Here is a 24950-nt window from a genome sequence, read left to right on the forward strand (position 1 = left end):
GGGCGGCTCAGTCCTTCTTCGCGGCCTTCTTCTCCTCGTTGTCCGCGATCACGGCCTCGGCGACCTGCTGCATCGACATGCGGCGGTCCATGGAGGTCTTCTGGATCCAGCGGAAGGCGGCCGGCTCGGTCAGGCCGTACTCGGTCTGCAGGACCGACTTGGCGCGGTCGACCAGCTTGCGGGTCTCCAGGCGCTGGGTGAGGTCGGCGACCTCCTGCTCCAGCTGCTTCAGCTCGGTGAAGCGGGAGACGGCCATCTCGATCGCCGGCACCACGTCGCTCTTGCTGAAGGGCTTGACCAGGTAGGCCATCGCACCGGCGTCCCGGGCCCGCTCGACCAGGTCGCGCTGGGAGAAGGCGGTGAGCATCAGGACCGGCGCGATCGACTCCTCGGCGATCTTCTCGGCCGCGGAGATGCCGTCCAGCTTGGGCATCTTCACATCGAGGATGACCAGGTCGGGGCGGTGCTCGCGGGCCAGCTCGACGGCCTGCTCGCCGTCGCCGGCCTCGCCGACGACGCTGTAGCCCTCCTCCTCCAGCATCTCCTTGAGGTCGAGACGGATCAGGGCCTCGTCCTCGGCGATGACGACACGGGTCGTCAGCGGAGGCACGTGCGACTTGTCGTCGTCGGGCGCGTCTACGGGCTGGGGCGACTCGGCGGTCACGGGGGCTCCTCGTTCAGGGCAGGGGTACTGCTGACAAGAGCCTACCTAGCTACGGTATGGTGGACGCGCGGAGGGTCGGGGGAAACCTTGGATTCTGCGAGCCCCGGTAGCCCAATTGGCAGCAGGCAACGGATTCAAAACCCGTACAGTGTCGGTTCGAGTCCGACCCGGGGCACTTTTCCTTGTATTCCAAGGTCACCGGTTCGGTGATCACCGATTTCTGCGGGCCCCTTCGAAAAGGGGCCCTTTTCGCGTTCCGGGCCCGGCTCATTCGTCCGGGCTGTCGTCCTCGCCGATGTGGTGGACCCGGACCAGGTTGGTGGAGCCGGAGACCCCGGGCGGGGAGCCGGCCGTGATCACCACGACGTCGCCCTTCGCGCAGCGGCCGTACTTCAGCAGCAGTTCGTCCACCTGGTCGACCATGGCGTCGGTGGAGTCGACGTGCGGGCCGAGGAAGGTCTCGGCGCCCCAGGTGAGGCTGAGCTGGGAGCGGGTGGCCGGCTCGGGGGTGAAGGCGAGCAGCGGGATCGGCGACCGGTAGCGGGACAGCCGGCGGGCGGTGTCCCCGGACTGGGTGAAGGCGACGAGGAACTTGGCGCCGAGGAAGTCGCCCATCTCGGCGGCGGCCCGGGCGACCGCGCCGCCCTGGGTGCGGGGCTTGTTCCGCTCGGTCAGCGGCGGCAGCCCCTTGGCCAGCATGTCCTCCTCCGCCGCCGTGACGATCTTCGCCATGGTGCGGACGGTCTCGACCGGGTACTTGCCGACGCTGGTCTCGCCGGACAGCATCACCGCGTCGGTGCCGTCGAGGACCGCGTTGGCCACGTCGGAGGCCTCGGCACGGGTCGGGCGGGAGTTGTCCACCATGGAGTCGAGCATCTGGGTGGCGACGATGACCGGCTTGGCGTTGCGCCGGGCGAGCTTGATGGCGCGCTTCTGGACGATCGGCACCTGCTCCAGCGGCATCTCCACGCCGAGGTCGCCGCGCGCGACCATCAGCCCGTCGAACGCGGCCACGATGTCGTCCAGGTTCGCCACCGCCTGCGGCTTCTCGATCTTGGCGATCACCGGGAGGCGGCGGCCCTCCTCGGCCATGATGCGCCGCACCACGCGGGCGTCGTCGCCGCTGCGCACGAAGGAGAGGGCGACGATGTCGAAGCCGGTGTGCAGCGCCCAGCGCAGGTCCTCCTCGTCCTTCTCGGAGAGGGCGGGCACCGAGACGGCGACGCCGGGCAGGTTCAGGCCCTTGTGGTCGGAGACCATGCCACCCTCGACGACCCGGGTGTGCACCCGGGGGCCGTCGACGGCGGTGACCTCCAGGCAGACCCGGCCGTCGTCCACCAAAACGCGCTCGCCGGGGGCGACGTCGCCGGCGAGGCCGGCGTAGGTGGTGCCGCACCGGTGGCGGTCGCCGGCCACGCCGTCCTCGACGGTGATGGTGAAGACGTCACCGCGTTCAAGCAGTACCGGGCCCTCCTCGAAACGGCCGAGGCGGATCTTCGGACCTTGAAGGTCGGCGAGGATTCCGACGCTGCGGCCGGTTTCGTCGGCAGCCTTGCGCACGCGCTGGTAACGCTCCTCGTGTTCGGCGCGAGTGCCGTGGCTGAGGTTGAAGCGGGCGACGTCCATTCCGGCCTCGACCAGTGCCTTGATCTGGGCGTACGAGTCGGTGGCGGGCCCCAATGTACAAACGATCTTTGCTCGGCGCATGGTTCGAGCCTATGACTTACCCGCCGGTAGGGATTCCGGACCGCATGACCACTCAACAACCTTTAGGTGAAGCCTCATTGACAAGTGTTGAATTGTGCGGACGGCCGCTCCGATGAGCAATTTCCGGGTGGCTCGAAACCGGCGGGCCGATGTCTTATCCCTCCTCGGCCAGCGGGGTGAGTTGGGGCGCATGCCGGGCCTGCGGGACGGCGGAATGCGATTCCCGCAGCCCGAAGGTGGTGAAAGCCGTACGGGACGGCAGCGGATAGGGTTCCTTTCCGGTCAGCGAGTTGAGAATGGTGGCGCCCCGCCAGGCGGCCAGGCCGAGGTCGGGGGCGCCGACGCCGTGCGTGTGCAGCTCGGCGTTCTGGACGTAGACGGAGCCGGTCACCGCGGGGTCCAGGGCGAGGCGGAAGTCCGCGTCGATGAGCGGGCGCTCGCTGTCGTCGCGGCGGACGTACGGGTCGAGGGCGGCGAGCAGACGGTCGACGGGGCGCTGGCGGTAGCCGGTGGCGAGGACGACGGCGTCGGTGGCGAGCCGGGAGCGGCTGCCCTCCTGGAGGTGCTCCAGATGGAGTTCGATCTTGCTGTTGGCGATCCGGCCCGCGGTGCGTACCCGCACCCCGGGGGTGAGCACGGCGTCGGGCCAGCCGCCGCTCAGGGTGCGCCGGTACAGCTCGTCGTGGATGGCGGCGAGGGTGCCGGCGTCGACGGCCTTGTGCAGCTGCCACTGGTCGGTGACGAGCCGGTCGCGCACCGGTTCGGCGAGGGCGTGGAAGTAGCGCGTGTAGTCGGGGGTGAAGTGTTCCAGGCCGAGCTTGGAGTACTCCATCGGCGCGAACGCGGCGCTGCGGCCGATCCAGTGCAGCCGCTCCTCGCCGACCGGGCGGTGGCGCAGCAGGTCGAGGAAGATCTCGGCGCCGGACTGCCCGGAGCCGACGACGGTGATGTGGCCCGCGGCGAGCACGGCGTCGCGGTGGTCGAGGTAGTCGGCGGCGTGCACGACGGGCAGGCCGGGGGCGTCGACCATGGGCTTGAGGGGCGCGGGCACATAGGGGACGGTGCCGACGCCGAGGACGACGTTGCGGGTGTAGGCGCGGCCGAGGGCGTCGGCCTCGCCGTCGGCGTCCAGCTGGGTGAAGTCGACCTCGAACAGGCCCCGTCCGGCGTTCCAGCGCACCGCGTCCACCTGGTGGCCGAAGCGCAGTCCGGGCAGGTGCTCGGCGACCCAGCGGCAGTAGGCGTCGTATTCGGCGCGCTGGATGTGGAAGTGCTCCGAGAAGTAGAAGGGGAACAGCCGCTCACGGGTTCTGAGGTAGTTGAGGAAGCTCCAGCGGCTGGTGGGGTCGGCGAGGGTGACCAGGTCGGCGAGGAAGGGCACCTGGATGGTGGAGCCCTCGATGAGCAGGCCGGGGTGCCAGCTGAAGCCGGGCCGCTGTTCGTAGAAGACGGCGTCGAGTTCGGGCAGGGGCTGGGCGAGGGCGGCGAGGGAGAGGTTGCAGGGGCCGATGCCGATGCCGACCAGGTCGCGGGGGGCGTCGGGGTCGCGGCGCGGGGCGAGAGTGGTCCGGGGAGCGGTGGTGGGGGTCATCCGGGGGTGCTTCCTTCGACGAGTTTCAACAGGTGGGCCAGGTCGTCGGGGCGGGTGTGGGGGTTGAGGAGGGTGGCCTTGAGCCAGAGGCGGCCGTCGAGCCGGGCGCGGCCGAGCACGGCCCGGCCCTCGTGCAGCAGGTTCCGGCGGGCGGCGGCCACGGTGGCGTCGTCGGCGTCGACGGGGCGGAACAGGACCGTGCTGATGGCAGGGGTGTCGTACAGCTCGAAGCCGGGGTGGGCCCGCACCAGCGCGGCGAACTCGTGTGCCCGGTCGCAGACCTGGTCGACCAGGGCGCCGAGTCCGCGGCGGCCGAGGGTTCTGAGGGTGACGGCGGCCTTGAGGATGTCGGGGCGGCGGGTGGTGCGCAGGGAGCGGCCGAGCAGGTCGGGGAAGCCGGCCTCGGTGTCGTCGTCGGCGTTCAGGTAGCCGGCGCGGTGGTGGAGCACGGCGAGTTCGCCCGGGTCGGCGACGGCGAGCAGGCCCGCGGCGACCGGCTGCCAGCCGAGTTTGTGCAGGTCGAGGGTGACGGTGTGGGCGGCGTCGAGCCCGGCGAGCCGGGCCCGGTGCCGGTCGCTGAAGAGCAGTCCGCCCCCGTAGGCGGCGTCGATGTGCAGCCGGGCGCCGTGGGCGGCGCACAGGGCGGCGATCTCGGGCAGCGGGTCGATCAGCCCGGCGTCGGTGGTGCCGGCGGTGGCCGCGACCAGCAGGGGGCCGGAGAGGTCGGTGAGGGCGGCGTCGAGGGCGGCCGGGTCGAGGGTGCCGCCGGGCGCCGGGACGACGACCGGGTCGGGCAGGCCGAGCAGCCAGGCGCCGCGGGCCAGCGAGTGGTGGGCGGACGCGGCGCAGACGAGGCGGACGCTGCCGCCGTACGCCTCGCGGGCGAGCAGCAGGGCGAGTTGGTTGGACTCGGTGCCGCCGGTGGTGACCAGCGCGTCGGCCAGGCCGACCGTTCGCGCGAGGGCTCCGGCGACGACGGCTTCCAGGGTGGCGGCGGCGGGGGCCTGGTCCCAGGAGTCCAGGGAGGGGTTGAGGGCGCTGACGGCGAGGTCGGCGGCGGTGGCCACGGCGAGCGGCGGGCAGTGCAGATGGCCGGCGCACAGCGGATCGGCGGGGTCGGCGGCCCCCTCGGCGAGGGCCGCCACCAGTACGCGCAGGCCGTCCGGGTCGCCCTCCTCGGGCAGTGCCTCCCCGAGCGCGTCGGCGACCCGCCGGGCGACGGCCCGCGGCCCGCCCGCGGGCAGCGGGCCGCCGCGGGCCCGCCGGCCCTGCGCGAGCGCCTCCAACACGGTGTCGAGGAGCGGCCGGAGGGCGTCGGGGCCGTGGGGACCCGAGGCGAGGGGCTCGATCGGCATGGGCTGGCCTCCGCTCGCGGGGCCGCCGGGGGGCGCCGCGTGGACTCCGGGTGGTACGGGAAGAGGGTCGTGTGTCCCGAATGCCCAACGAGCAAAACCGGAAGTGGGTACTGCCGTACGGGGAAAACTTGTCGGAACGGGGATGCGGGTGGGGGCGCGCGTCGCTACCGTCGGCCGGATGGTGGACACGTGGATGATCGACGTGCCCGGCGAGCGGGTGCTGGTGCGTGAGCTGGGCCCCGCGGACGAGGCGCCGCTGCTGCGGTTGTTCGAGGAGTGCGAGGACTGGTTCACGGCGGCCACGGGCCTGCCGTCGGCCCCGGGCGACGTGCAGAGCCTGTTCTACGCCCTGCCCGAGGGCGCGCACCCGGACGACAAGGTGCTGCTGGTCCTGGAGCGGGACGGGGTGGTCGCGGGCGTGGTGGACGCGGTGCGCGACCATCCGCGGCCGGGCGCCGTCGCCGTCGGCCTCTTCCTGCTGGCTCCCTGGGCGCGCAGGCGGGGCCTCGGCCGCGCCCTGGCCGAGGCCCTGCTGTCCCGGGCCGGGGACGCCGCCGAGGTGACGGCGACGGTGCCGCCCGGCTGGCGGCCCGGCGAACGCTTCCTGGAACGGCTCGGGTTCGCCCTGGACCCGGAGCCCCGCCCGACCGGCGCGAACCGGCGGACGGGGCCGCGGGAGGGGGGCGTTCGGCGGGCGGTGCTGCGGCGGGACGCGGCTACGCGCCGAAGTCCTTCGCGTGGTCCTCGGCCCACCGGCTGAAGGGGCGGGCCGGGGTTCCGGTGATCCGCTCGACGGTGGAGGTGATCTCCGGGGACACGCCCACGGACTCCCGGAAGGTCGCGAGCAGCCGCCCGAGCATCTGCGGGGGCACGTGCGGGAACAGCTCGGGGCCCGCGTGCTCCGGGTCGACCTCCACGAAGGTCAGGTCACGGCCGACGGCGGCGCCGATCGCCTCGACCTGGCCGGCGTTGGTCGTCGCCGCCGGGCCGGTCATGCGGTGCACGGCGCCCTCGTGGCCGTCGTCCAGCAGGACGCGTTCGGCGACGGCCGCGATGTCGTCCTCGTGGATCGGCGCGGTCCGCGCGCCCGCGTAGACGCCCCGCACGGTGTCGCCGGCGCGGATCTGCGGCGCCCACTGGAGGGCGTTGGTGGCGAACGCGTTGGGCCGCAGGAAGGTCCACTCCAGCCCGCTCTCGCGGATGTGCCGCTCGGCGGTGGCGTGCAGGACGTGGATCGGGTGGGTCTCGTCGGCGCCGTCCGCGATGATGCCGCTGGACAGCAGGACGGCGTGCCGGACGCCGTGCGCGCGGGCCGCCGCCAGCAGCTGCGGGGTGACGGCCTGGGCGTAGAGGAAGAGCTTCGTCACCCCGTCGAACAGGGCGGCGGGCTCCTCCGTGCGCAACCGCACCACCTCGGCCCGCTCGGGCAGGGCGGCCTGCTCCGGGTCGCGGGTGAGCGCCCGTACCGGCTCCCCCGCGGCGAGGAGCCGGTCCACCAGGGCACGGCCGACGTTTCCGGTCGCGCCGGTCACTGCGATCACGATGTGGCCTCCAGGGCTCGGTCGATCGTTACGGTGCACCGAGCCTAGGGAGGGGGAAGGGGCGCCGCATCGTCGGCGAGGACGAGCCGCGCCCTACGCCCTGCGGCCTACTGCTCCTTCTTGCCCTCGCGCACCCGCAGGGCGCGGGCCAGGTCGTCCAGCTGGTCGGCGATGCCCCGGCGCAGGGCCGGGGTGAGGTCGGTGCCGTCCAGGCAGGCCTCGCCCAGCCGCAGGTGCCCGGCGTCGACGAAGTGGGCCGGGAAGCAGTAGCGGCCGGCGGCGGCCGCGATGGCGGGGCCGCGGCGGGCGGCGAGCGGGACCGCGTCCTCGTAGAAGCGCGGCACGTACTCGCGCACCAGCTCGGCCTGTTCGGGCTGCCAGAAGCCCTGCGCGGTGGCCGTGAACAGGTAGTTGGACAGCTCGTCGCCGGTGAACATCGCGGCCCAGGCGGCGCGCTTGGCCTCCGCGTCGGGCAGCGCGGCACGGCAGCGGGCGGCGCCCTCCTGGCCGGTGGCGCTGGGGTCGCGGGCCAGTTCGGCGGCGATGGCGGCCTCGTCGGTGGCGCCGAGCACGGCGAGCCGGGCGAGGATGCGCCAGCGCAGCTCGGGGTCCAGCTCCGGGCCGCCGGGCACCGTGCCGTCGGCGAGCCAGGCGGCGATGGTGTCCGGGTGCGCGGCCACGTTGATCAGATGGCGCACGGCGATCAGCCGCAGGCCGGGGTGGTCGCCGTCCTCGGTGCGCCGCAGCAGGTCGCGGCAGAGGGCGGTGAGGGTGGCCAGGGCGGCCGGGCGCTGTTCGGCCGGCAGGTACCGGTCGGCGATCTGGCCGGTGGCGAAGGCGAGCACGCCCTGCGCGACGGCCAGGTCGGTCTCGCGCGGCAGGTGGACGCGGGCGGTCTCCAGGTAGGCGATGGGCGCCAGTTCGCCGTCGCGCACCGCGTCCCGCAGGGAGTTCCACACGATCGCCCGGCTGAGCGGGTCGGGCAGCCCGGACAGGCTGGTGCGGACCGTCTCGAAGGACTCGGCGTCGAAGCGGATCTTGGCGTAGGTGAGGTCGCCGTCGTTGGGCAGGAGCAGCGCGGGGCGCGGGCCCTGGATGCTCAGGCCGGCGACACCTGTGGCGGGGACGTCCGCCTCGACGCGCCTGCGCAGGGTCAGCCTGCCCTCGTCGTGGAGGTCGCGGTCGTAGATGCCGACGGTGATGCGGTGCGGGCGGCTGCTTCCCGGCTGGGTGAGGGTGGAGAGGTGCCGGAGTTCGCCCCGGTCCTGGGACGGGTCGGGCCCCGAGAAGACACCGGGGCTGCCCTGGTGCCGGATGTCGATGTGCACGTGGCCGTTCTCGGCCCGCACCTCGGGGGTCAGGGTGTCGACGCCGGTGGTGCGCAGCCAGCTGTCGGCCCAGGCGCGTACGTCGCGTTCGGTGGCGGAGGCCAGGGAGTCGATGAAGTCGGCGAGGGTGGCGTTGCCGAACTTGTGCCGGGCGAAGTGGGTGTTGATGCCGGCGAGGAAGGCCTTCTCGCCGAGCCAGGCGGCCAGCTGGCGCAGCGCGGAGGCGCCCTTGGCGTAGGAGATGCCGTCGAAGTTGAGCAGGGCGGAGGCGGTGTCGTCCACGTTCTCGGGGGCGACCGGGTGGGTGGTGGGACGCTGGTCGGCCTCGTAGCCCCAGGCCTTGCGGGTGACGCCGAACTCGGTCCAGGGGTCGGTGAAGCGGGTGGCCTCGGCCGTGGTCTGGTAGCCCATGTACTCGGCGAAGGACTCGTTCAGCCAGATGTCGTCCCACCACTTGAGGGTGACCAGGTCGCCGAACCACATGTGGGCCATCTCGTGCGCGATGACCATGGCGCGGGTCTGGCGCTCGGTGTCGGTGACGGCGGAGCGGTAGACGAACTCGTCGCGGAAGGTGACCAGGCCCGGGTTCTCCATCGCGCCCGCGTTGAACTCGGGGACGAACGCCTGGTCGTAGGAGTCGAAGGGGTACGGCTCCTCGAACTTCTCGTGGTAGCGGTCGTAGCAGGCGCGGGTGATCTCGAAGATCTCCTCGGCATCGGCGTCCAGGTGGGGTGCGAGGGAGCGGCGGCAGTGGATGCCGAAGGGCAGCCCGCGGTGCTCGGTGCGCACCGAGTGCCAAGGGCCGGCCGCGACGGCGACCAGGTAGGTGGAGATCGGCGGGGTGGGCGCGGCCTCCCAGACGCCGTCGGCGCGCTGCTCGGTGATGCCGTTGGCGAGCACGCTCCAGCCCTCGGGCGCCCTGACCCGCATCTCGAAGACGGCCTTCAGGTCGGGCTGGTCGAAGGCGGCGAAGATGCGCTGGACGTCGTCCATGAACAACTGCGTGTACAGGTACGTCTCGCCGTCGCTCGGGTCGGTGAAGCGGTGCATGCCCTCACCGGTGCGCGAGTAGCGCATGACCGCGTCGACGCGCAGTTCGTGCTCGCCCGCGGTGAGGTTCTCCAGCGGCAGCCGGTCCGCGTGCAGCGACCGCGGGTCCAGGGGATGTCCGTCGAGCGTGACGGAGCGCAGCTCGGCGGGCTTCACCTCGACGAACGTGTCCCCGGCGGTCCGTGCGGTGAACCGGATCACCGTGCGGGAGCCGAAGGTCTCGTCCCCGGTGGTGAGGTCCAGTTCGACCGTGTAGCGGTGGACGTCGAGGAACTGTGCTCGGAGCTGCGCTTCATCACGCGTGAGTACGGACATGCAGGCCATGCTGCCTGATGGGACCCACAGCGCACAGAGGGGGAGCGTTACACGGCTATTGCCCGGACCGCGGTTTTGCTCACCGTTGTACCGGTTTCAGTTGCCGTTGGTGTCCTCGGCGATGCGCTCGTGGTGTCTGATCACCTCGGCGATGATGAAGTTCAGGAACTTCTCGGCGAACGCGGGGTCGAGCTTGGCGCTCTCGGCGAGCCTGCGCAGCCGTTCGATCTGCCGGGCCTCGCGGGCCGGGTCGGCGGGCGGCAGCTGGTGCACCGCCTTGAGCCGGCCGACCTGCTGCGTGGCCTTGAAGCGCTCCGCGAGCATGTGGACGACGGCCGCGTCGATGTTGTCGATGCTGTCGCGCAGCCGCTCCAGTTCCTGACGGACCTCGGGGTCCACGGCACCGGTACCCGTGTTGCTGGTGGTCATGGGCGCCCACTGTATGGGGTCGGCGGGGCGGTTTCACATGGTGTCCGAGGAGTGGATCGCGCGGCGGGCCGCCGGGCGGGAGCGGGGGCGTCGCGGCTGGTCACCGGGGGTGCGGTGGCTTCGGTCAGGCGGGGCCGACCCTGGGGGGATCGTCGGGGTCGGGGACCCGGTCGCTCCAGCCGCCGGGGACGCTGCGCCCCTGCTGGGCGCGGAAGCGGACCGGGGCGAGGCCGACACGGCGGGTGAACAGCCGGGAGAAGTACGCGGGATCGTCGTACCCGACCCGGCGGGCGACGGCGGCGACGGGCAGTTCGGTGGCGGCGAGCAGCTCCTTGGCGCGGCCGAGCCGGATGCCGAGCAGATAGTCCTTGGGGGTGCAGCCGGCCGCCCGGCGGACCGCGCCGCGCAGTTCGGCGGTGGTCATGCCGTGCCGGGCGGCGTGGTCGGCGACGCTGAGCGGGCTGCAGGCGTCCCGGGCGAGGGCCTGGAGGACCTGGTCGCCGTCGGGGGCGAGGTCGGCGCGGGCGCGGCGCAGCGCGACGAGGAGTTCGTGCACGGCGGCGCCGGTCTCCACCTCCAGCAGCGGGTTGCCGCGGCGGGCGGCGCGGGCGATGCGGGCGACGACCGCGCGCGGCCCGGCGGCATCGGACAGCGGCACCACGGGCCGCTCGGGCTCGATGTAGCCGAGTTCGGTGTAGGTCGCGGTGGCGGGCCCGGCGAAGTCCACGAACCCCTCGTCCCAGCCGGTGTCCGGGTCGGGGGCGTAGTGGTGGGGCACTCCGGGGGTGAGCCAGAGCAGCGCGGGCGCGGTGACCGTCGTACGGCAGCCGTCGGCGCCCCGGTACCAGCCGGCGCCGGAGCCGATCACGACGGCCACGTGGTGGTCGAGGGTGCGCGGGCCGACCGTGGGCAGCGCGCCGTGCTGGAGCCCCACCCCGAGGCAGACCAGGCCGAGGCGGTGGTGCGCCGGGCCGGGGCTGAAGAACCGCATCCAGGTCTGGTACATCCCCGCTCCTCCCGGCGTCGGCGGCGGCCGGTTTTTGTCCAAGCGGTGCCGATCTTCGTCCATGGCGCGGGGCACCGGAAGGGGTGAGGCTGCGTGCATGAGCGAGTTCACGGTGGGCGAGACCGACTTCCTGCTGGACGGGCGGCCGGTGCGGCTGCTGTCCGGTGCGCTGCACTACTTCCGGGTGCACGAGGACCAGTGGCGGCACCGCCTGGCGATGCTGCGGGCGATGGGTCTGAACTGCGTGGAGACCTACGTCCCGTGGAACCTGCACGAGCCGGCTCCGGGGAGGTACCGGGACGTGGCGGCGGTCGGCCGGTTCCTGGACGCGGTACGCGAGGCGGGCCTGTGGGCGATCGTGCGGCCGGGGCCCTACATCTGCGCCGAGTGGGAGAACGGCGGGCTGCCCGCGTGGCTGACGGCCGGGCTGGGCGCGCGCGTGCGCACACGGGACGAGCGGTACCTCGCCCCGGTCCGCGACTGGCTGCGCCGGCTGCTGCCCGAGGTCGTCTCCCGGCAGGCCGACCGCGGCGGCCCGGTGATCCTGGTGCAGGTCGAGAACGAGTACGGCAGCTACGGCTCCGACGCCGGTTACCTCGCCGAACTGGCCGAGCTGCTGCGCGCGGAGGGCGTCACCGCCGCGCTGTGCACCTCGGACGGCCCCGAGGACCACATGCTGACCGGCGGCTCGCTGCCCGGGGTGCTCGCCACGGCGAACTTCGGCTCCCACGCGCGCGAGGCGTTCGCCGCGCTGCGCCGGCACCGTCCCCGAGGGCCGCTGATGTGCATGGAGTTCTGGTGCGGCTGGTTCGACCACTGGTCCGGCGAGCGTGCCGTACGCGACCCGGACGAGGCCGCGCGGGCGCTGCGCGAGATCCTGGACTGCGGCGCCTCGGTGAACCTCTACATGGCGCACGGCGGCACCAGTTTCGGCGGCTGGGCGGGCGCCAACCGCGGCGGCGAACTGCACAAGGGCGCGCTGCTGCCGGATGTGACGTCGTACGACTACGACGCCCCCGTGGACGAGTACGGCCGCCCCACCGAGAAGTTCTGGCGCTTGCGCGAGGTGCTGGCCGGGCACCGGGCGGGCCCGCTGCCCGAACTCCCGCCGCCGCCCGCCGCCCTGGACCGCCCGGCCGATGTCCTTCTCACCGGCTGGGCTCCCCTCGACGCCGTCCTGGAGGCGCTGGGCGGCGCCGAGACGTGCTCCCTGTGGCCGCCCTCCTTCGAGGAACTGGGCGTCACCCGGGGCCTGGTGCGCTACCGGGTGGACGTGCCCGGACCGCGCCGGCCGTATCCGCTCTCGGTGCGGGGGCTGCGCGACCTGGCCGTGGTGTACGTCGACGGCGAGCGGGCCGGGGTGCTCACCGAGGAGGGGCCGCGGCTGAAGGACCCCGTCGCGGGTCCGGCGCGGGTGGAGCTGTGGGTGGAGTCCCTGGGCCGGGTGAACTACGGACCGCTGGTCGGCGAGGCCAAGGGGATCACCGGGGGCGTGCTGCACGAGCGGCAGTACCTGCACGGGGTGCGCGCGCGGGGACTGGACCTGGACGCGTTCGAGGACGGCGTGTCGGCGGTGCCGTTCGGCGCGCCACCCCCGGCGGACGGCGGCCCCGGCCTGTACCGGGGCACGGCCGCGGTGTCCGGTACGGCCGGCGACGCGCGCCTGGAACTGCCCGGCCTGACGCGCGGCTTCGCCTGGGTCAACGGCTTCTGCCTGGGACGTTACTGGTCGGTGGGTCCGCAGCGGTCGCTGTACGTGCCCGGCCCTGTGCTGCGCGAGGGGGCCAACGAGGTGTGGGTGCTGGAGCTGGAGGGCGCGCAGGGGGGAGAAGCGGGGGCGGTGCGGTTGCTGCCGGTGTGAGCGGGGGCGCGGGGCGCTTGGGCGCATACCCTGGAGAAGGGCCCGCAGGGGGCCATTCTGGGGGTGCCGACGTGGCGAACGGCGGGCCGGTGGAGCACGGGTTCCCGCACCTGGAGACGGTGCGGGCCGCGATCAACGCGCTGTACCGGCGGCTGTCGCCGACCACCGTGCAGACGTTCACGACCAGCGTGGTCCCCGCCGACGTGGCGTTCTGCGACACCGACGACCTCCATCTGGGGGCGCAGCGGGTGGCCCGGGAGATCGTGCGGCACTTCCGGCTGCCGGACGCGCGGCTGATCGTCTGCTTCCGGGAGATGACCCACGCGGCGAACATCGAACTGACGGCGGGCCCCGAGTACTTCGTGGAGCTGAACGACCGTTTCCGCACCCACCGGGAGGACATCGGGGCGGCGCTCGCCCACGAGGTGGCGCACGTCTATCTGCACCGGCTCGACCTCGCCTTCCCGACGACGGCGGAGAACGAGATCCTCACGGACACGGTGACGACGTACCTGGGCGCGGGGTGGCTGCTGCTGGACGCCTACCGGGAGGACGGCGTCTCCTCGCAGAAGCTGGGCTATCTCACCCCGGAGGAGTTCGGCTACGTGCTGGCCAAGCGGTCCCTGCTGTTCCAGGAGGACCCCTCGGTGTGGTTCACCAGCGCGCAGGCCTACACCGCGTACACCAAGGGCCTGGCCCAAGCGCGCCGGGACGAGCAGCAGCCGCCGCTGACGGGAGCGGGCTGGGCGGGCCGCCGCCGGTACGCCCACGACCGGCGCCACGCCGTGCCGTCGCCGCCGGGCAGCCCCTACTCCTTCGCCCCCGGGCCCTCCGGCGACCTCCGTGTCTCCTTCCTCTGCCCGACCTGCCACCAGCGGATCAGGCTGCCGGTGCGGGGGCGGGTCCGGGCCCGGTGCGGGTTGTGCCGCACCGTGCTGGAGTGCGACACCTGATCCCGGCCGGCGACGCGTTCAGGAGGGGCGGAGGACGCCCGCGGCGCGCGCGGCCGCCAGCCAGGACGGGAACTCGCCGACGAGACGGTCGTACAGCTCGGCGTCCGGGACGCGCCGGGGGTCGGCGCCCGCGTGGAAGAACCCGGCGTTGTCCACGATCCGCCGGTGCGGCACCGGCAGTTCGTCCAGCCGGCGCAGGAAGTCGAACTGCTTGCCGTCCGGGTCGCCGAAGCCGATGAACTGCCAGAACAGGGGGAGCTTGGCGGCTTTGCAGAGGTAGCGCTCGGCCGCGAGCTTGTCGACGGGGCCGCCGTCGGTCTGGAAGACGACCAGGGCGGGGTCCGTCGCGCCGCTGTCCAGGTAGTGGTCGATGACGGCGTCCATCGCCAGGTGGTAGCTGGTCCTGCCCATGTGGCCGAGCCCGGCGGCGATCCGCTCGACGCTGCCTCGGTGGCCGGCGAGGGGGATGTCGGTGACGGCGTCGATGTCCGTGGAGAAGAACACCACCGGCACCCGGCCGTCGTCGTCCAGTTGCGCGGACAGCCCCAGCACCCGGTCGGCGAGCGCCTGCACGCTGCCGTCCTGGTAGTACGGCCGCATCGAGCCGGAGTAGTCGAGGACGAGGTAGACGGCGGCGCGCTGCCCGTCCAGGCCGTGCTTGCGCAGGCTGACCCCGGCCGACCGGTAGGCGTCGACGAGCGCGGGCGCGGTCTCCTCCAGCTTGCGCAGACTGATCGCGGCCATGGCCCCCCTTGGGCTCTGCGGAGGTCCCGAGCCTAAGGGATCAAGGGCAGCGGCTGCTTCCGCCTGCGCGCCCCGCGGCGAGCGGCGCACCCTGTCCAGGCGGGCGTGTGCGCGGCCGTGCGGGCGCCGCTGCTGGTCCTCGCCCGGCTGAGGGCGGACCTCGCTGACCGCCTGAGCGGGCCCGTGCCGGCATGTGGCAACGGCGCCTGCCCGGTCGTCCGGTCGGGGACAGTGGGCAGGCGCCGTCAGGTGTTCCGCACGCCTTTGTGCGGAAACGTCTCGTGTTCCGTCAGACCGCGAGGGCGCGGTCCGTCGGGCGGATCGGGGCCGGCAGGTCGCTGGCCCCGGTCAGGTAGCGGTCGACTCCGCGGGCGGCCGAGCGGCCTTCCGCGATCGCCCAGACGATCAGGGACTGCCCGCGGCCGGCGTCACCGGCGACGAACACTCCCGGCACGTTGGTCTGGAAGTCGGCGTCGCGGGCGATGTTACCCCGCTCGTCCAGCTCCAGGCCGAACTGCTCCACCAGGCCGTTCTCGCGGTCGGTGCCCGTGAAGCCCATGGCCAGCGTGACCAGCTGGGCCGGGATGCGGCGCTCGGTGCCCGGCTTCTGGGTCAGCTTGCCGTCCACGAACTCGACCTCGGCCAGGTGCAGCCACTGCACATTGCCGTCCTCGTCGCCCTCGAAGCGGGTGGTGGAGGCGGAGTAGATCCGCTCGCCGCCCTCCTCGTGGGCCGAGGTGACCTTGTAGAGGATCGGGAAGGTCGGCCAGGGCTGCCCGGTGGGGTGCCGCTCCTCGTTCGGCCGGGGCATGATCTCCAGCTGGGTGACCGAGGCCGCGCCCTGCCGGTGGGCGGTGCCCACGCAGTCCGCGCCGGTGTCGCCGCCGCCGATGACCACGACGTGCTTGCCCTCGGCCGAGATGGGCGACACCACGTAGTCGCCCTCCTGGACCTTGTTGGCCAGCGGCAGGTACTCCATGGCCTGGTAGATGCCCTTGAGTTCCCGGCCGGGGACGGGGAGGTCGCGGGCGGTGGTGGCGCCGGCGGCGATCACGACCGCGTCGTAGCGCTTCTTGAGGTCGCGCGCGCTCAGGTCGCGGCCGACCTCGACGCCGGTGCGGAAGCGGGTGCCCTCCGCGCGCATCTGCTCGATGCGGCGGTTGATGTGCCGCTTCTCCATCTTGAACTCGGGGATGCCGTACCGCAGCAGGCCGCCGATGCGGTCCGCGCGCTCGTAGACGGCGACCGTGTGGCCGGCCCGGGTCAGCTGCTGGGCGGCGGCCAGACCGGAGGGGCCCGAGCCGATCACCGCGACGGTCTTGCCGGACAGGCGCTCGGGGATGCGCGGGGTGACGTACCCGCTGTCCCACGCCTTGTCGATGATGGAGACCTCGACGTTCTTGATGGTGACCGGCTGCTGGTTGATGCCGAGCACACACGCCGACTCGCAGGGCGCCGGGCACAGCCGCCCGGTGAACTCCGGGAAGTTGTTGGTGGCGTGCAGCCGCTCGTAGGCGGCGGCCCAGTCGTCGCGGTAGGCGTAGTCGTTCCACTCGGGGATCAGGTTCCCGAGCGGGCAGCCGTTGTGGCAGAACGGGATGCCGCAGTCCATGCAGCGGCTGGCCTGCTTGCCGACGATCGGCAGCAGGGAGCCGGGGACGTAGACCTCGTTCCAGTCCTTGACGCGCTCGGCGACGGGACGGGTCCTGGCGACCTCGCGGCCGTGGTTGAGGAAGCCCTTCGGATCAGCCATTGGTCGCCGCCTCCATCATCTTCTCGGTGATCTCGGTCTCGGAGAGACCGGCTCGCTCGGCGGCGTCCTTGGCGGCGAGCACTGCCTGGTACGTGCTGGGAATGATCTTGCTGAACCGGGCCGCGGCCGCGTCCCAGTCGGCGAGCAGCTTCTCGGCGACGGTCGAGCCGGTTTCCTCGGCGTGGCGGCGCACCACGTCGTGCAGCCACCGCTTGTCCGTCTCGTCCAGTTCCCGGACGGCGTCCGCGTTGCCCGCGTTGACGTTGTGCGGGTCCAGGTCGATGACGTAGGCGATACCGCCGGACATGCCCGCCGCGAAGTTGCGGCCGGTCGGGCCGAGGACGACGGCGTGGCCGCCGGTCATGTACTCGCAGCCGTGGTCGCCCACGCCCTCGGAGACGACCAGCGCGCCCGAGTTGCGCACGCAGAACCGTTCACCGGTGCGGCCGCGCAGGAACAGCTCGCCCTTGGTGGCGCCGTAGCCGATGGTGTTGCCCGCGATCGTCGAGTACTCGGCGAGGTGGTCGGCCGCGCGGTCCGGGCGGACGATGATCCGGCCGCCGGACAGGCCCTTGCCGACGTAGTCGTTGGCGTCGCCCTCCAGGCGCAGCGTGATGCCGCGCGGCAGGAACGCGCCGAAGGACTGGCCGGCGGAGCCGGTGAAGGTGATGTCGATGGTGTCGTCGGGCAGGCCCGCACCGCCGAACTTCTTGGTCACCTCGTGGCCGAGCATGGTGCCGACCGTGCGGTTGATGTTGCGGATCGCGACCTGGGCGCGCACCGGCTGCGCCTCGGTCGCCTCGTCGGCGGCCAGGGCGTCGGCGGCGAGCTTGATCAGCTCGTTGTCCAGGGCCTTCTGCAGGCCGTGGTCCTGGGCGATCTGCTGGTGGCGGACGGCGCCCTCGGGCAGGTCGGGCACGTGGAACAGCGGCGCCAGGTCCAGGCCCTGCGCCTTCCAGTGGTCGACGGCACGCCGCACGTCCAGCACTTCGGCGTGGCCGACGGCCTCCTCGATGGAGCGGAAGCCCAGCTCGGCCAGGAGTTCGCGGACCTCCTCGGCGATGAACCGGAAGAAGTTCACGATGTGCTCGGCCTTGCCGGCGAAGCGCTCGCGCAGCACCGGGTTCTGGGTGGCGATGCCCACCGGACAGGTGTCCAGGTGGCAGACGCGCATCATGACGCAGCCGGAGACGACGAGCGGCGCGGTCGCGAAACCGAACTCCTCGGCGCCGAGCAGCGCGGCGATCACCACGTCACGGCCGGTCTTGAGCTGGCCGTCGGTCTGGACGACGATCCGGTCGCGCAGGCCGTTGAGCAGCAGCGTCTGCTGGGTCTCGGCGAGGCCCAGCTCCCAGGGACCGCCCGCGTGCTTGAGGGAGGTCAGCGGGGAGGCACCGGTGCCGCCGTCGTGACCGGAGATCAGCACGACGTCCGCGTGCGCCTTGGAGACACCCGCCGCGACGGTGCCGACGCCGACCTCGGAGACCAGCTTGACGTGGATCCGCGCCTGGGGGTTGGCGTTCTTCAGGTCGTGGATCAGCTGGGCGAGGTCCTCGATGGAGTAGATGTCGTGGTGCGGCGGCGGGGAGATCAGGCCCACGCCGGGCGTCGAGTGCCGGGTCCTGGCGACCCACGGGTAGACCTTGTGGCCGGGCAGCTGGCCGCCCTCGCCGGGCTTGGCGCCCTGGGCCATCTTGATCTGGATGTCGTCCGCGTTGACCAGGTACTCGGAGGTCACGCCGAAGCGGCCGGAGGCGACCTGCTTGATCGCCGAGCGGCGCGCGGGGTCGTACAGCCGCTCCGGGTCCTCGCCGCCCTCGCCGGTGTTGGACTTGCCGCCCAGCTGGTTCATGGCGATGGCGAGGGTCTCGTGCGCCTCCTTGGAGATGGAGCCGTACGACATGGCGCCGGTGGAGAACCGCTTGACGATCTCGCTGACCGGCTCGACCTCCTCGACCGGGATCGGCGCCCGGTCCGAGGTGAAGCCGAACAGGCCGCGCAGCGTCATCAGGCGCTCGGACTGCTCGTTCACCCGGGCGGTGTACTTCTTGAAGATGTCGAACCGGCCGGTGCGGGTGGAGTGCTGGAGGCGGAAGACCGTCTCCGGGTCGAACAGGTGCGGCTCGCCCTCGCGGCGCCACTGGTACTCGCCGCCGATCTCCAGGGTGCGGTGCGCGGGCGCGATGCCGGAGGCCGGGTAGGCCTTGGCGTGGCGGGCGGCGACCTCGTCGGCGATGACGTCGATGCCGACGCCGCCGATCTTGGTGGTGGTGCCGTTGAAGTACTTCTCCACGAAGGACTCGTCCAGGCCGACGGCCTCGAACACCTGGGCGCCCCGGTAGGAGGCGACGGTGGAGATGCCCATCTTGGACATGACCTTCAGCACGCCCTTGCCGAGGGCGTAGATCAGGTTCCTGATGGCCTTCTCGGTGTCGATGCCGTCGAGGAAGGTGCCCGCGCGCAGCAGGTCCTCCACCGACTCCATCGCGAGGTAGGGGTTGACGGCGGCGGCGCCGTAGCCGATCAGCAGGGCGACGTGGTGGACCTCGCGGACGTCACCGGCCTCGACCAGCAGGCCCACGTGGGTGCGCTGCTTGGTGCGGATGAGGTGGTGGTGGACGGCGGCGGTGAGCAGCAGCGAGGGGATCGGCGCGTGCTCGGCGTCGGAGTGCCGGTCGGACAGGACGATCAGCCGGGCGCCGTTCTCGATGGCCGCGTCGGCCTCGGCGCAGATCTCCTCGATACGGGCGGCCAGCGCCTCGCCGCCGCCGCTCACCCGGTACAGGCCGGAGAGGGTCGCGGCCTTGAAGCCGGGCATGTCGCCGTCGGCGTTGATGTGGATGAGCTTGGCCAGCTCGTCGTTGTCGATCACCGGGAAGGGCAGCATGACGGACCGGCAGGAGGCGGCGGTCGGCTCCAGCAGGTTGCCCTGCGGGCCGAGCGCGCTGCGCAGCGAGGTGACCAACTCCTCGCGGATGGCGTCCAGCGGCGGGTTGGTGACCTGGGCGAACAGCTGGGTGAAGTAGTCGAACAGCAGGCGCGGGCGCTCGGACAGGGCCGCGATGGGCGAGTCGGTGCCCATGGAGCCGATCGGCTCGGCGCCGGTGCGGGCCATCGGGGCGAGGATGACGCGCAGCTCCTCCTCGGTGTAGCCGAAGGTCTGCTGGCGGCGGGTGACCGAGGCGTGGGTGTGCACGATGTGCTCGCGCTCGGGCAGGTCGCCCAGCTCGATCTCGCCGGCCTCCAGCCACTCGGCGTAGGGCTGCGCGCCGGCGAGGGACGACTTGATCTCGTCGTCCTCGATGATGCGGTGCTCGGCGGTGTCCACCAGGAACATCCGGCCGGGCTGGAGGCGGCCCTTGCGGACGACCCGGGCCGGGTCGATGTCGAGGACGCCGACCTCGGAGCCGAGCACCACGAGGCCGTCGTCGGTGACCCAGTAGCGGCCGGGGCGCAGACCGTTGCGGTCGAGCACGGCGCCGACCTGGGTGCCGTCGGTGAAGGTGACGCAGGCGGGGCCGTCCCAGGGCTCCATCATCGTGGCGTGGTAGCCGTAGAAGGCGCGCCGGGCCTGGTCCATCGAGGCGTGGTTCTCCCAGGCCTCCGGGATCATCATCAGCACGGAGTGCGGCAGCGAACGGCCGCCGAGGTGCAGCAGTTCCAGGACCTCGTCGAAGGAGGCGGAGTCGGAGGCGCCGGGGGTGCACACCGGGAAGATGCGCTCCAGCTTGTCCGCGGGGCCGAACAGGTCGGACGCGAGACGGGACTCGCGGGCGCGCATCCAGTTGCGGTTGCCCTGGACGGTGTTGATCTCACCGTTGTGGGCGATGAACCGGTACGGGTGCGCGAGCGGCCACGAGGGGAAGGTGTTGGTGGAGAACCGGGAGTGCACCAGCGCGATCGCGGAGGCGAAGCGGCGGTCGGACAGGTCCGGGAAGAAGGGCTCCAGCTGGCCGGTGGTCAGCATGCCCTTGTAGACGATGGTGCGCGCGGACAGCGACGGGAAGTAGACGCCCGCCTCGCGCTCGGCGCGCTTGCGCAGCACGAACGCCTTGCGGTCCAGCGCGATGCCCGTGCTCTCCCCGTCGGCCACGAAGATCTGCCGGAACACCGGCATGGTGGCGCGGGCCGTGGTGCCCAGCAGCTCGGGGGCGACCGGGACCTCGCGCCAGCCGAGGACGGTCAGGCCCTCCTCGCCGGCGATCGTCTCGATGGCCGAGACGATCTCCTCGGTGCCGTCCTCGGGCAGGAAGGCGATGCCGACGGCGTAGGAGCCGGCCGCGGGCAGTTCGAATCCGGCCACCTCGCGGAAGAAGGCGTCCGGCACCTGCGAGAGCAGGCCCGCGCCGTCGCCCGAGTCCGGCTCGGAACCGGTGGCGCCGCGGTGCTCCAGATTGCGGAGCACGGTGAGCGCCTGCTCGACCAGGGTGTGGGAGGCCTCGCCGGTGAGGGTGGCGACGAAACCGACGCCGCAGGCGTCGTGTTCGTTGCGGGGGTCGTACATACCCTGCGCAGCAGGGCGAGCATCCATGAACGACCAGTTCTGGCCGTTCTCGGAATGCTGGGACGGCTGGCGCGGCGTACGCATCGGCTCTCCCGTCGTCGTCATGTGGCATGTGGCGTGTGCCGAGGGACGACGTTGGCCCTCTGCGGGTGGCGAAATTTCGTGCAGGTTACATGATGGCTCGGATCTCGGAAAGCGGAAGCTCCGTTCCAACATGCGGACGCCACGGGGTGGGTGGCGGGGGTGTCAGAGTGCCGCGCGGGGACGGCGGAGGCAACCGCGCGAAGCGGCCGGGTGCCGCTCATGGCGGCGAACGTGTGCGGGGGCCGCTGGGTCACCGTCGGACCATCGGTCCTGCCGGTGCCCCTCGGCCCGAAGAGCGGGGGGATCGTCGTCGACCCCCTCCGCGGGGTGCGGCAGGCGTCATTGCCCGCGGCGCTTACGGCTCATGCCCGGTGGTCACACATCTGAAACCAGCGGGTAACGGCTACTTATGCGGCCCATCGCATAGGTTGCGGATACCGTCATCCTACGGCCGTTCCGAACAGCACGCCCAGGGCGTACGTCACACCGGCGGCCGCACCGCCGAGCGCCAGCTGGCGCAGTCCGCTGAACCACCAGCTGCGCGCGGTCACCTTCGCCACCACGGCGCCGCAGCCGAACAGCCCGATCAGCGCGAGCAGCAGGGCGGGCCACAGCGCGGTGGCACCGAGCAGGTACGGCAGTACGGGCAGCAGCGCGCCGAGGGCGAAGGAGCCGAACGACGAGACGGCCGCGACCAGCGGCGACGGGAGGTCGCCGGGGTCGATGCCCAGCTCCTCGCGGGCGTGTATCTCCAGGGCCTGCTCGGGGTCCTTGGACAACTGCCGGGCCACCTCGCGGGCCAGGTCGGGGGCCACGCCCCGGGCGACGTAGAGCGCCGCCAGCTCGTCCTCCTCGTCCTGCGGGTGCCGGCGCAGCTCACGACGCTCGACGTCCAGCTCCGCCTGGACCAGCTCGCGCTGGGAGGCGACGGAGGTGTACTCGCCGGCCGCCATGGAGAAGGCGCCCGCGGCGAGCCCCGCGAGTCCGGTGATGACGATGGTCTGGTGGCTGACGGAGCCGCCGGCCACACCGGTCATCAGAGCAAGGTTGGAGACCAGGCCGTCCATCGCGCCGAAGACGGCGGGGCGCAGCCAGCCGCCGTTCACATCGCGGTGCGTGTGGTTGTCGCGGTGCGCTTCGTGCAGCGCGGCCTCGGTTTCGATGATGGCCATGAGGTTCCCCGAATGAGCTTAGCCAAAGCTAACTTTGGACGAGTTCTACTTTTCGACTACAGGCAATCTACGTCGTTCCGGTGCGCGCCGCCAGCAAGGGAAGGCTCGGCTAACCTGCGGCTTTACGGCTTTTGCGCTCATCCGCGCCGCCTACCGCTCAGGTGGCCGAGCGGGTGACAGGCTCCGTTCCGAGGCACGCGCACCGGTCCGTGGTGGGACACATCCGCAAAGGGTCCGCGGGCCCAGGTGGGCCCCGCCGAAGGAGACCGCCCATGGCATCGACCGCCTGCACTCCCCCACCCCCGCCCCCCTCGCCCGAAGCGGCCCCCGGGCTCCGCGACCGGGCCCGGGGCGCCCTGCTCGGCCTGGCCGTCGGCGACGCGCTCGGCGCCCCCGCGGAGAACCTGAAGCCCTCCGAGATCCGCGCCCGCTGGGGCCGCATCACGGACTTCGTGACCGACCGGCCGCAGGGCACGGACGACACCGAGTACGCCCTCTTCTCCGGCCTGCTGCTGGCCCGGCACGGCTCGGCGCTCACCCCGGCGCACGTGGAGGCGGCCTGGCACGAGTGGATCGCCGACCGGGCCGAGGGCACCTTCCGCGGCGCGGGCTTCAGCGAGCGGGGCACGCTGGAGAACCTGCGCCGGGGCCTGGCCGCGCCGGTCTCCGCCCAGCACCGGCACGCCTGGAGCGACGGCCTGGCGATGCGGGCGGCCCCCTTCGGGGTGTTCGCGGCCGGGCGCCCCGGGGAGGCGGCCCGCCTGGTCGCGATCGACGGCTCGGTCAGCCACGAGGGCGAGGGCATCCACGGCGGACAGGCGGTCGCGGCCGGGGTGGCCGCGGCCATGGCGGGCGCACCGGTCCCGGTGGTGATCGCCGCCGCGCTCGCGGTGATCCCGGACGACTCCTGGACCGCCCGCTCGCTGCGCCGCGCCGTGGCCGTCGCCCACCGCGGCGAGCGCGCCGTCCGCTCCGCGGTCGTCGTCGGCGGCTATCCCTGGACCGACCTCGCCCCCGAGGCCGTCGCCCTCGCCTTCGGCGCCTACGCCACGGCCGACGGCGACTTCCGCGAGGCGGTCCTCACGGCCGTCAACATGGGCCGCGACGCCGACACCACGGCGGCGGTGGCGGGCGCCCTCGCCGGCGCGACCCGGGGCACGGCCGCGATCCCGCCGCACTGGGCCGAGGCGATCGGCCCGGTGCGGGGGCGGTGCCTGCCGGCGATGGCGGGGCGGCGGGTGGAGGAGGTGGCGGACCTGCTGGTACCGCCACCGACCGAACCGACCGTGCCGTCCCTGCCGACCACCCTCCGGCCCACCGAGCCATCCGTCCCGTCGCTCCCCCCGACCCAGCAGCCCGCCGTCCCACCCGTGCCGCCGTTCCCCCCGGCCAAGCCCACCGGCACGCCCGCGCCCTCATTCCCCCCGGCCCTCCAGCCCACCGAACCGTCCGCGCCGCCGCTCCCTCCAGCCCTCCAGCCCACCGACCCACCCGCATCACCGATCCCCGCAGCCCTGCAACCAACCGACCCACCTGCGCCCTCGCTCCCTCCAGCCCAGCAACCCACCGCCCCATCCGCGCCCTCGCTCCCCCCGGCCGCCCACCCCGCCGAGCCGTCCGCCCCTGCCCTGTCCCCCGCCCCGCAGCCCGCCGAGCTGCCCCCGGCCCCGCCTCCGTCCGCCCCCCGGTCCGCCGAGCCGGGTGGCAGGCGGGGGAAGGTCCGGTGGCCCAGGGTGTTCAGCCCCCTCGTCGGCGCGGACCGCGAGGGCCGGTCGTGAGGCCGGGACGGGTCGAGGGACTGCTGCTCGGCCTCGCCGCGGGCGACGCCGCCGGCTGGCCCGCCGCCCGGCACCGCGCCGCCCGCATGCCCGAGTGGACCCGCCGTCTCACCCGGGAGCTGGACACCTTCGCGGAGCAGAACGCGACCACCACCCTCCCGGTGCCGATCGCCCTGAACCAGCCGCCCGGCCCGCTCCGCCTCGGCCCCTCCGACGACGCCGAATGGGCGGCCTTCGCCGCGGAGGCGGTCCTGCGGGCCGGCACCGACGACGCCCTCGGCGACCTCGGCCGGGACCGCCGGATGCGCGCCGCCATCGACCTCACCTGGACCGCCGTCGCCTGCGAGGTCGCCGCCGCCGCGGACCGCGCGCCGGAGATCGAGTCCGCCGTGCTGCCGCTGCGCGCCCGGATCTCGGTGCGGGCCGGCCTCGGCAACCTCGCCACCGGCCTGCGCCCGCCCGCCACCGGCCACGACAACCCGCACTACTTCGACGACGCGGCCTGCGTCCGCGCCTGCGCGCTCGCGGTGGCCCACCCCGGCGACCCCCAACGCGCCGCCGCCCTCGCCGAGTTCGACGCCCGCTACACCCAGGACGGCGACGGCGTGCACGGCGCCCGGGCCATGGCGGCCGCCGTGGCGCTCGCCCTGGCCGGCGCGGACCCCGACGCCTGCGTCACGGCCGCCCTCGCCGAACTCCCGCCCGACACCGAGATCGGCCGCAACGCACGGCACGCGCTCGCCCTCGCCGCGGACGGCGCGCCCGCCTTCGCCCTCGTCCCCGTGCTGGAGCACCAGATCGTGGACCACGTCTACAGCTACGGCGTCGCCGCCGCCGAGACCGTACCCGTCGCCCTCGCGCTGGCCACCGCCGCCCGCGGCCGGATCGCCGAGGCCGTACCCGCGGCCGCCTGTCTGTCCCGGGTCGCCGACTCGGCCCCCGCGCTCACGGGCGCCCTCACCGGCGCCCTCGGCGGCGGCGCGGCGATCCCGGAGACCTGGCGCGACGCCTGCCGCGTCCTGCCCGGCTGCGCCCTGCCCCGGCTCACCGGCACCGACCTGGTGGAACTCGCCGGACTCCTGGAAGCCGCGCAACCGGCCCACCCAGGAGGATGA

The 24950-nt window shown here is 73.1% G+C and carries 16 protein-coding genes, 1 tRNA gene and 1 pseudogene; 6 read left to right on the top strand and 12 right to left on the bottom strand.

Features of this window, described 5'->3' with window-relative positions; genetic code table 11:
* Window positions 1-7: 7 nt before the first annotated feature.
* Window positions 8-664, bottom strand: a complete 657-nt coding sequence (locus ACSP97_RS09995) for an ANTAR domain-containing response regulator (protein WP_070028521.1) — start codon at window positions 662-664, stop codon at window positions 8-10.
* 100 nt (window positions 665-764) lie between these two features.
* On the opposite strand from ACSP97_RS09995, the gene ACSP97_RS10000 reads away from it, so the two are divergent.
* Window positions 765-839 (top strand) — tRNA-Leu (locus ACSP97_RS10000).
* 92 nt (window positions 840-931) lie between these two features.
* On the opposite strand, the gene pyk is transcribed toward ACSP97_RS10000, so the two are convergent.
* The 3 genes from pyk to ACSP97_RS10015 form a co-directional block, all read right to left on the bottom strand.
* Complete coding sequence (gene pyk, locus ACSP97_RS10005) at window positions 932-2371, bottom strand: pyruvate kinase (RefSeq protein WP_440557189.1); 1440 nt, start codon at window positions 2369-2371, stop codon at window positions 932-934.
* 154 nt (window positions 2372-2525) lie between these two features.
* Window positions 2526-3962, bottom strand: a complete 1437-nt coding sequence (locus tag ACSP97_RS10010) for a lysine N(6)-hydroxylase/L-ornithine N(5)-oxygenase family protein (protein ID WP_355143717.1) — start codon at window positions 3960-3962, stop codon at window positions 2526-2528.
* Window positions 3959-5317, bottom strand: coding sequence for a pyridoxal phosphate-dependent decarboxylase family protein (locus tag ACSP97_RS10015; RefSeq protein WP_440557191.1), 1359 nt, complete (start codon window positions 5315-5317; stop codon window positions 3959-3961). The genes ACSP97_RS10010 and ACSP97_RS10015 overlap by 4 nt, the downstream gene beginning before the upstream one ends.
* A 178-nt stretch (window positions 5318-5495) precedes the next feature.
* Here ACSP97_RS10015 and ACSP97_RS10020 point away from each other — a divergent pair, with 178 nt between their 5' ends.
* Window positions 5496-6077: a GNAT family N-acetyltransferase gene (locus tag ACSP97_RS10020; protein WP_440557193.1), complete on the top strand. Its 582-nt coding sequence runs from the start codon at window positions 5496-5498 to the stop codon at window positions 6075-6077.
* On the opposite strand, the gene ACSP97_RS10025 is transcribed toward ACSP97_RS10020, so the two are convergent.
* From ACSP97_RS10025 to ACSP97_RS10040, 4 genes are all read right to left on the bottom strand, one after another.
* Window positions 6034-6858 carry an NAD(P)H-binding protein gene (locus ACSP97_RS10025; RefSeq protein WP_440557195.1) on the bottom strand — a complete coding sequence of 275 codons (825 nt, stop codon included), beginning with the start codon at window positions 6856-6858 and terminating at the stop codon, window positions 6034-6036. The two genes, ACSP97_RS10020 and ACSP97_RS10025, sit on opposite strands and share 44 nt — an antisense overlap.
* Window positions 6859-6965: 107 nt before the next feature.
* The gene (gene pepN, locus ACSP97_RS10030; RefSeq protein ID WP_440557197.1) at window positions 6966-9560 is read right to left on the bottom strand and encodes an aminopeptidase N; all 2595 of its coding nucleotides are present in this window, start codon (window positions 9558-9560) and stop codon (window positions 6966-6968) included.
* Window positions 9561-9647: 87 nt separating this feature from the next.
* A complete protein-coding gene (locus tag ACSP97_RS10035; RefSeq protein ID WP_070028528.1) occupies window positions 9648-9980 on the bottom strand; it encodes a chorismate mutase in 333 nt (110 codons plus the stop codon).
* Window positions 9981-10104: 124 nt separating this feature from the next.
* Complete coding sequence (locus tag ACSP97_RS10040) at window positions 10105-10986, bottom strand: helix-turn-helix domain-containing protein (protein WP_440557198.1); 882 nt, start codon at window positions 10984-10986, stop codon at window positions 10105-10107.
* A gap of 97 nt (window positions 10987-11083) precedes the next feature.
* On the opposite strand from ACSP97_RS10040, the gene ACSP97_RS10045 reads away from it, so the two are divergent.
* The gene (locus tag ACSP97_RS10045; RefSeq protein WP_440557200.1) at window positions 11084-12847 is read left to right on the top strand and encodes a glycoside hydrolase family 35 protein; all 1764 of its coding nucleotides are present in this window, start codon (window positions 11084-11086) and stop codon (window positions 12845-12847) included.
* Between the two features lie 71 nt (window positions 12848-12918).
* Window positions 12919-13800: a hypothetical protein gene (locus ACSP97_RS10050; protein WP_355143732.1), complete on the top strand. Its 882-nt coding sequence runs from the start codon at window positions 12919-12921 to the stop codon at window positions 13798-13800.
* 18 nt (window positions 13801-13818) lie between these two features.
* Here ACSP97_RS10050 and ACSP97_RS10055 read toward each other — a convergent pair whose 3' ends face one another.
* The 4 genes from ACSP97_RS10055 to ACSP97_RS10070 all read right to left on the bottom strand — a co-directional run bounded on the left by ACSP97_RS10055 (window position 13819) and on the right by ACSP97_RS10070 (window position 22057).
* Window positions 13819-14544, bottom strand: coding sequence for a vWA domain-containing protein (locus tag ACSP97_RS10055; protein ID WP_355531264.1), 726 nt, complete (start codon window positions 14542-14544; stop codon window positions 13819-13821).
* 289 nt (window positions 14545-14833) lie between these two features.
* Window positions 14834-16297 (bottom strand): glutamate synthase subunit beta, encoded by a 1464-nt coding sequence (locus ACSP97_RS10060; RefSeq protein ID WP_355143736.1) that lies wholly within the window; start codon window positions 16295-16297, stop codon window positions 14834-14836.
* The gene (gene gltB, locus ACSP97_RS10065; protein ID WP_355323936.1) at window positions 16290-20801 is read right to left on the bottom strand and encodes a glutamate synthase large subunit; all 4512 of its coding nucleotides are present in this window, start codon (window positions 20799-20801) and stop codon (window positions 16290-16292) included. Before gltB ends, ACSP97_RS10060 begins: the two co-directional genes overlap by 8 nt.
* Before the next feature lie 524 nt (window positions 20802-21325).
* Window positions 21326-22057, bottom strand: a complete 732-nt coding sequence (locus ACSP97_RS10070; protein WP_355143738.1) for a VIT1/CCC1 transporter family protein — start codon at window positions 22055-22057, stop codon at window positions 21326-21328.
* Window positions 22058-22329: 272 nt separating this feature from the next.
* Here ACSP97_RS10070 and ACSP97_RS10075 point away from each other — a divergent pair.
* Both ACSP97_RS10075 and ACSP97_RS10080 read left to right on the top strand, forming a co-directional pair.
* Window positions 22330-23325 (top strand): annotated as a pseudogene (locus tag ACSP97_RS10075) (ADP-ribosylglycohydrolase family protein); the annotation flags it as partial.
* 506 nt (window positions 23326-23831) lie between these two features.
* Window positions 23832-24950 (top strand): ADP-ribosylglycohydrolase family protein, encoded by a 1119-nt coding sequence (locus ACSP97_RS10080; protein ID WP_358303202.1) that lies wholly within the window; start codon window positions 23832-23834, stop codon window positions 24948-24950.

Source organism: Streptomyces sp. SCPE 10 (genome assembly GCF_051980735.1).
GTDB lineage: Bacteria > Actinomycetota > Actinomycetes > Streptomycetales > Streptomycetaceae > Streptomyces > Streptomyces misionensis.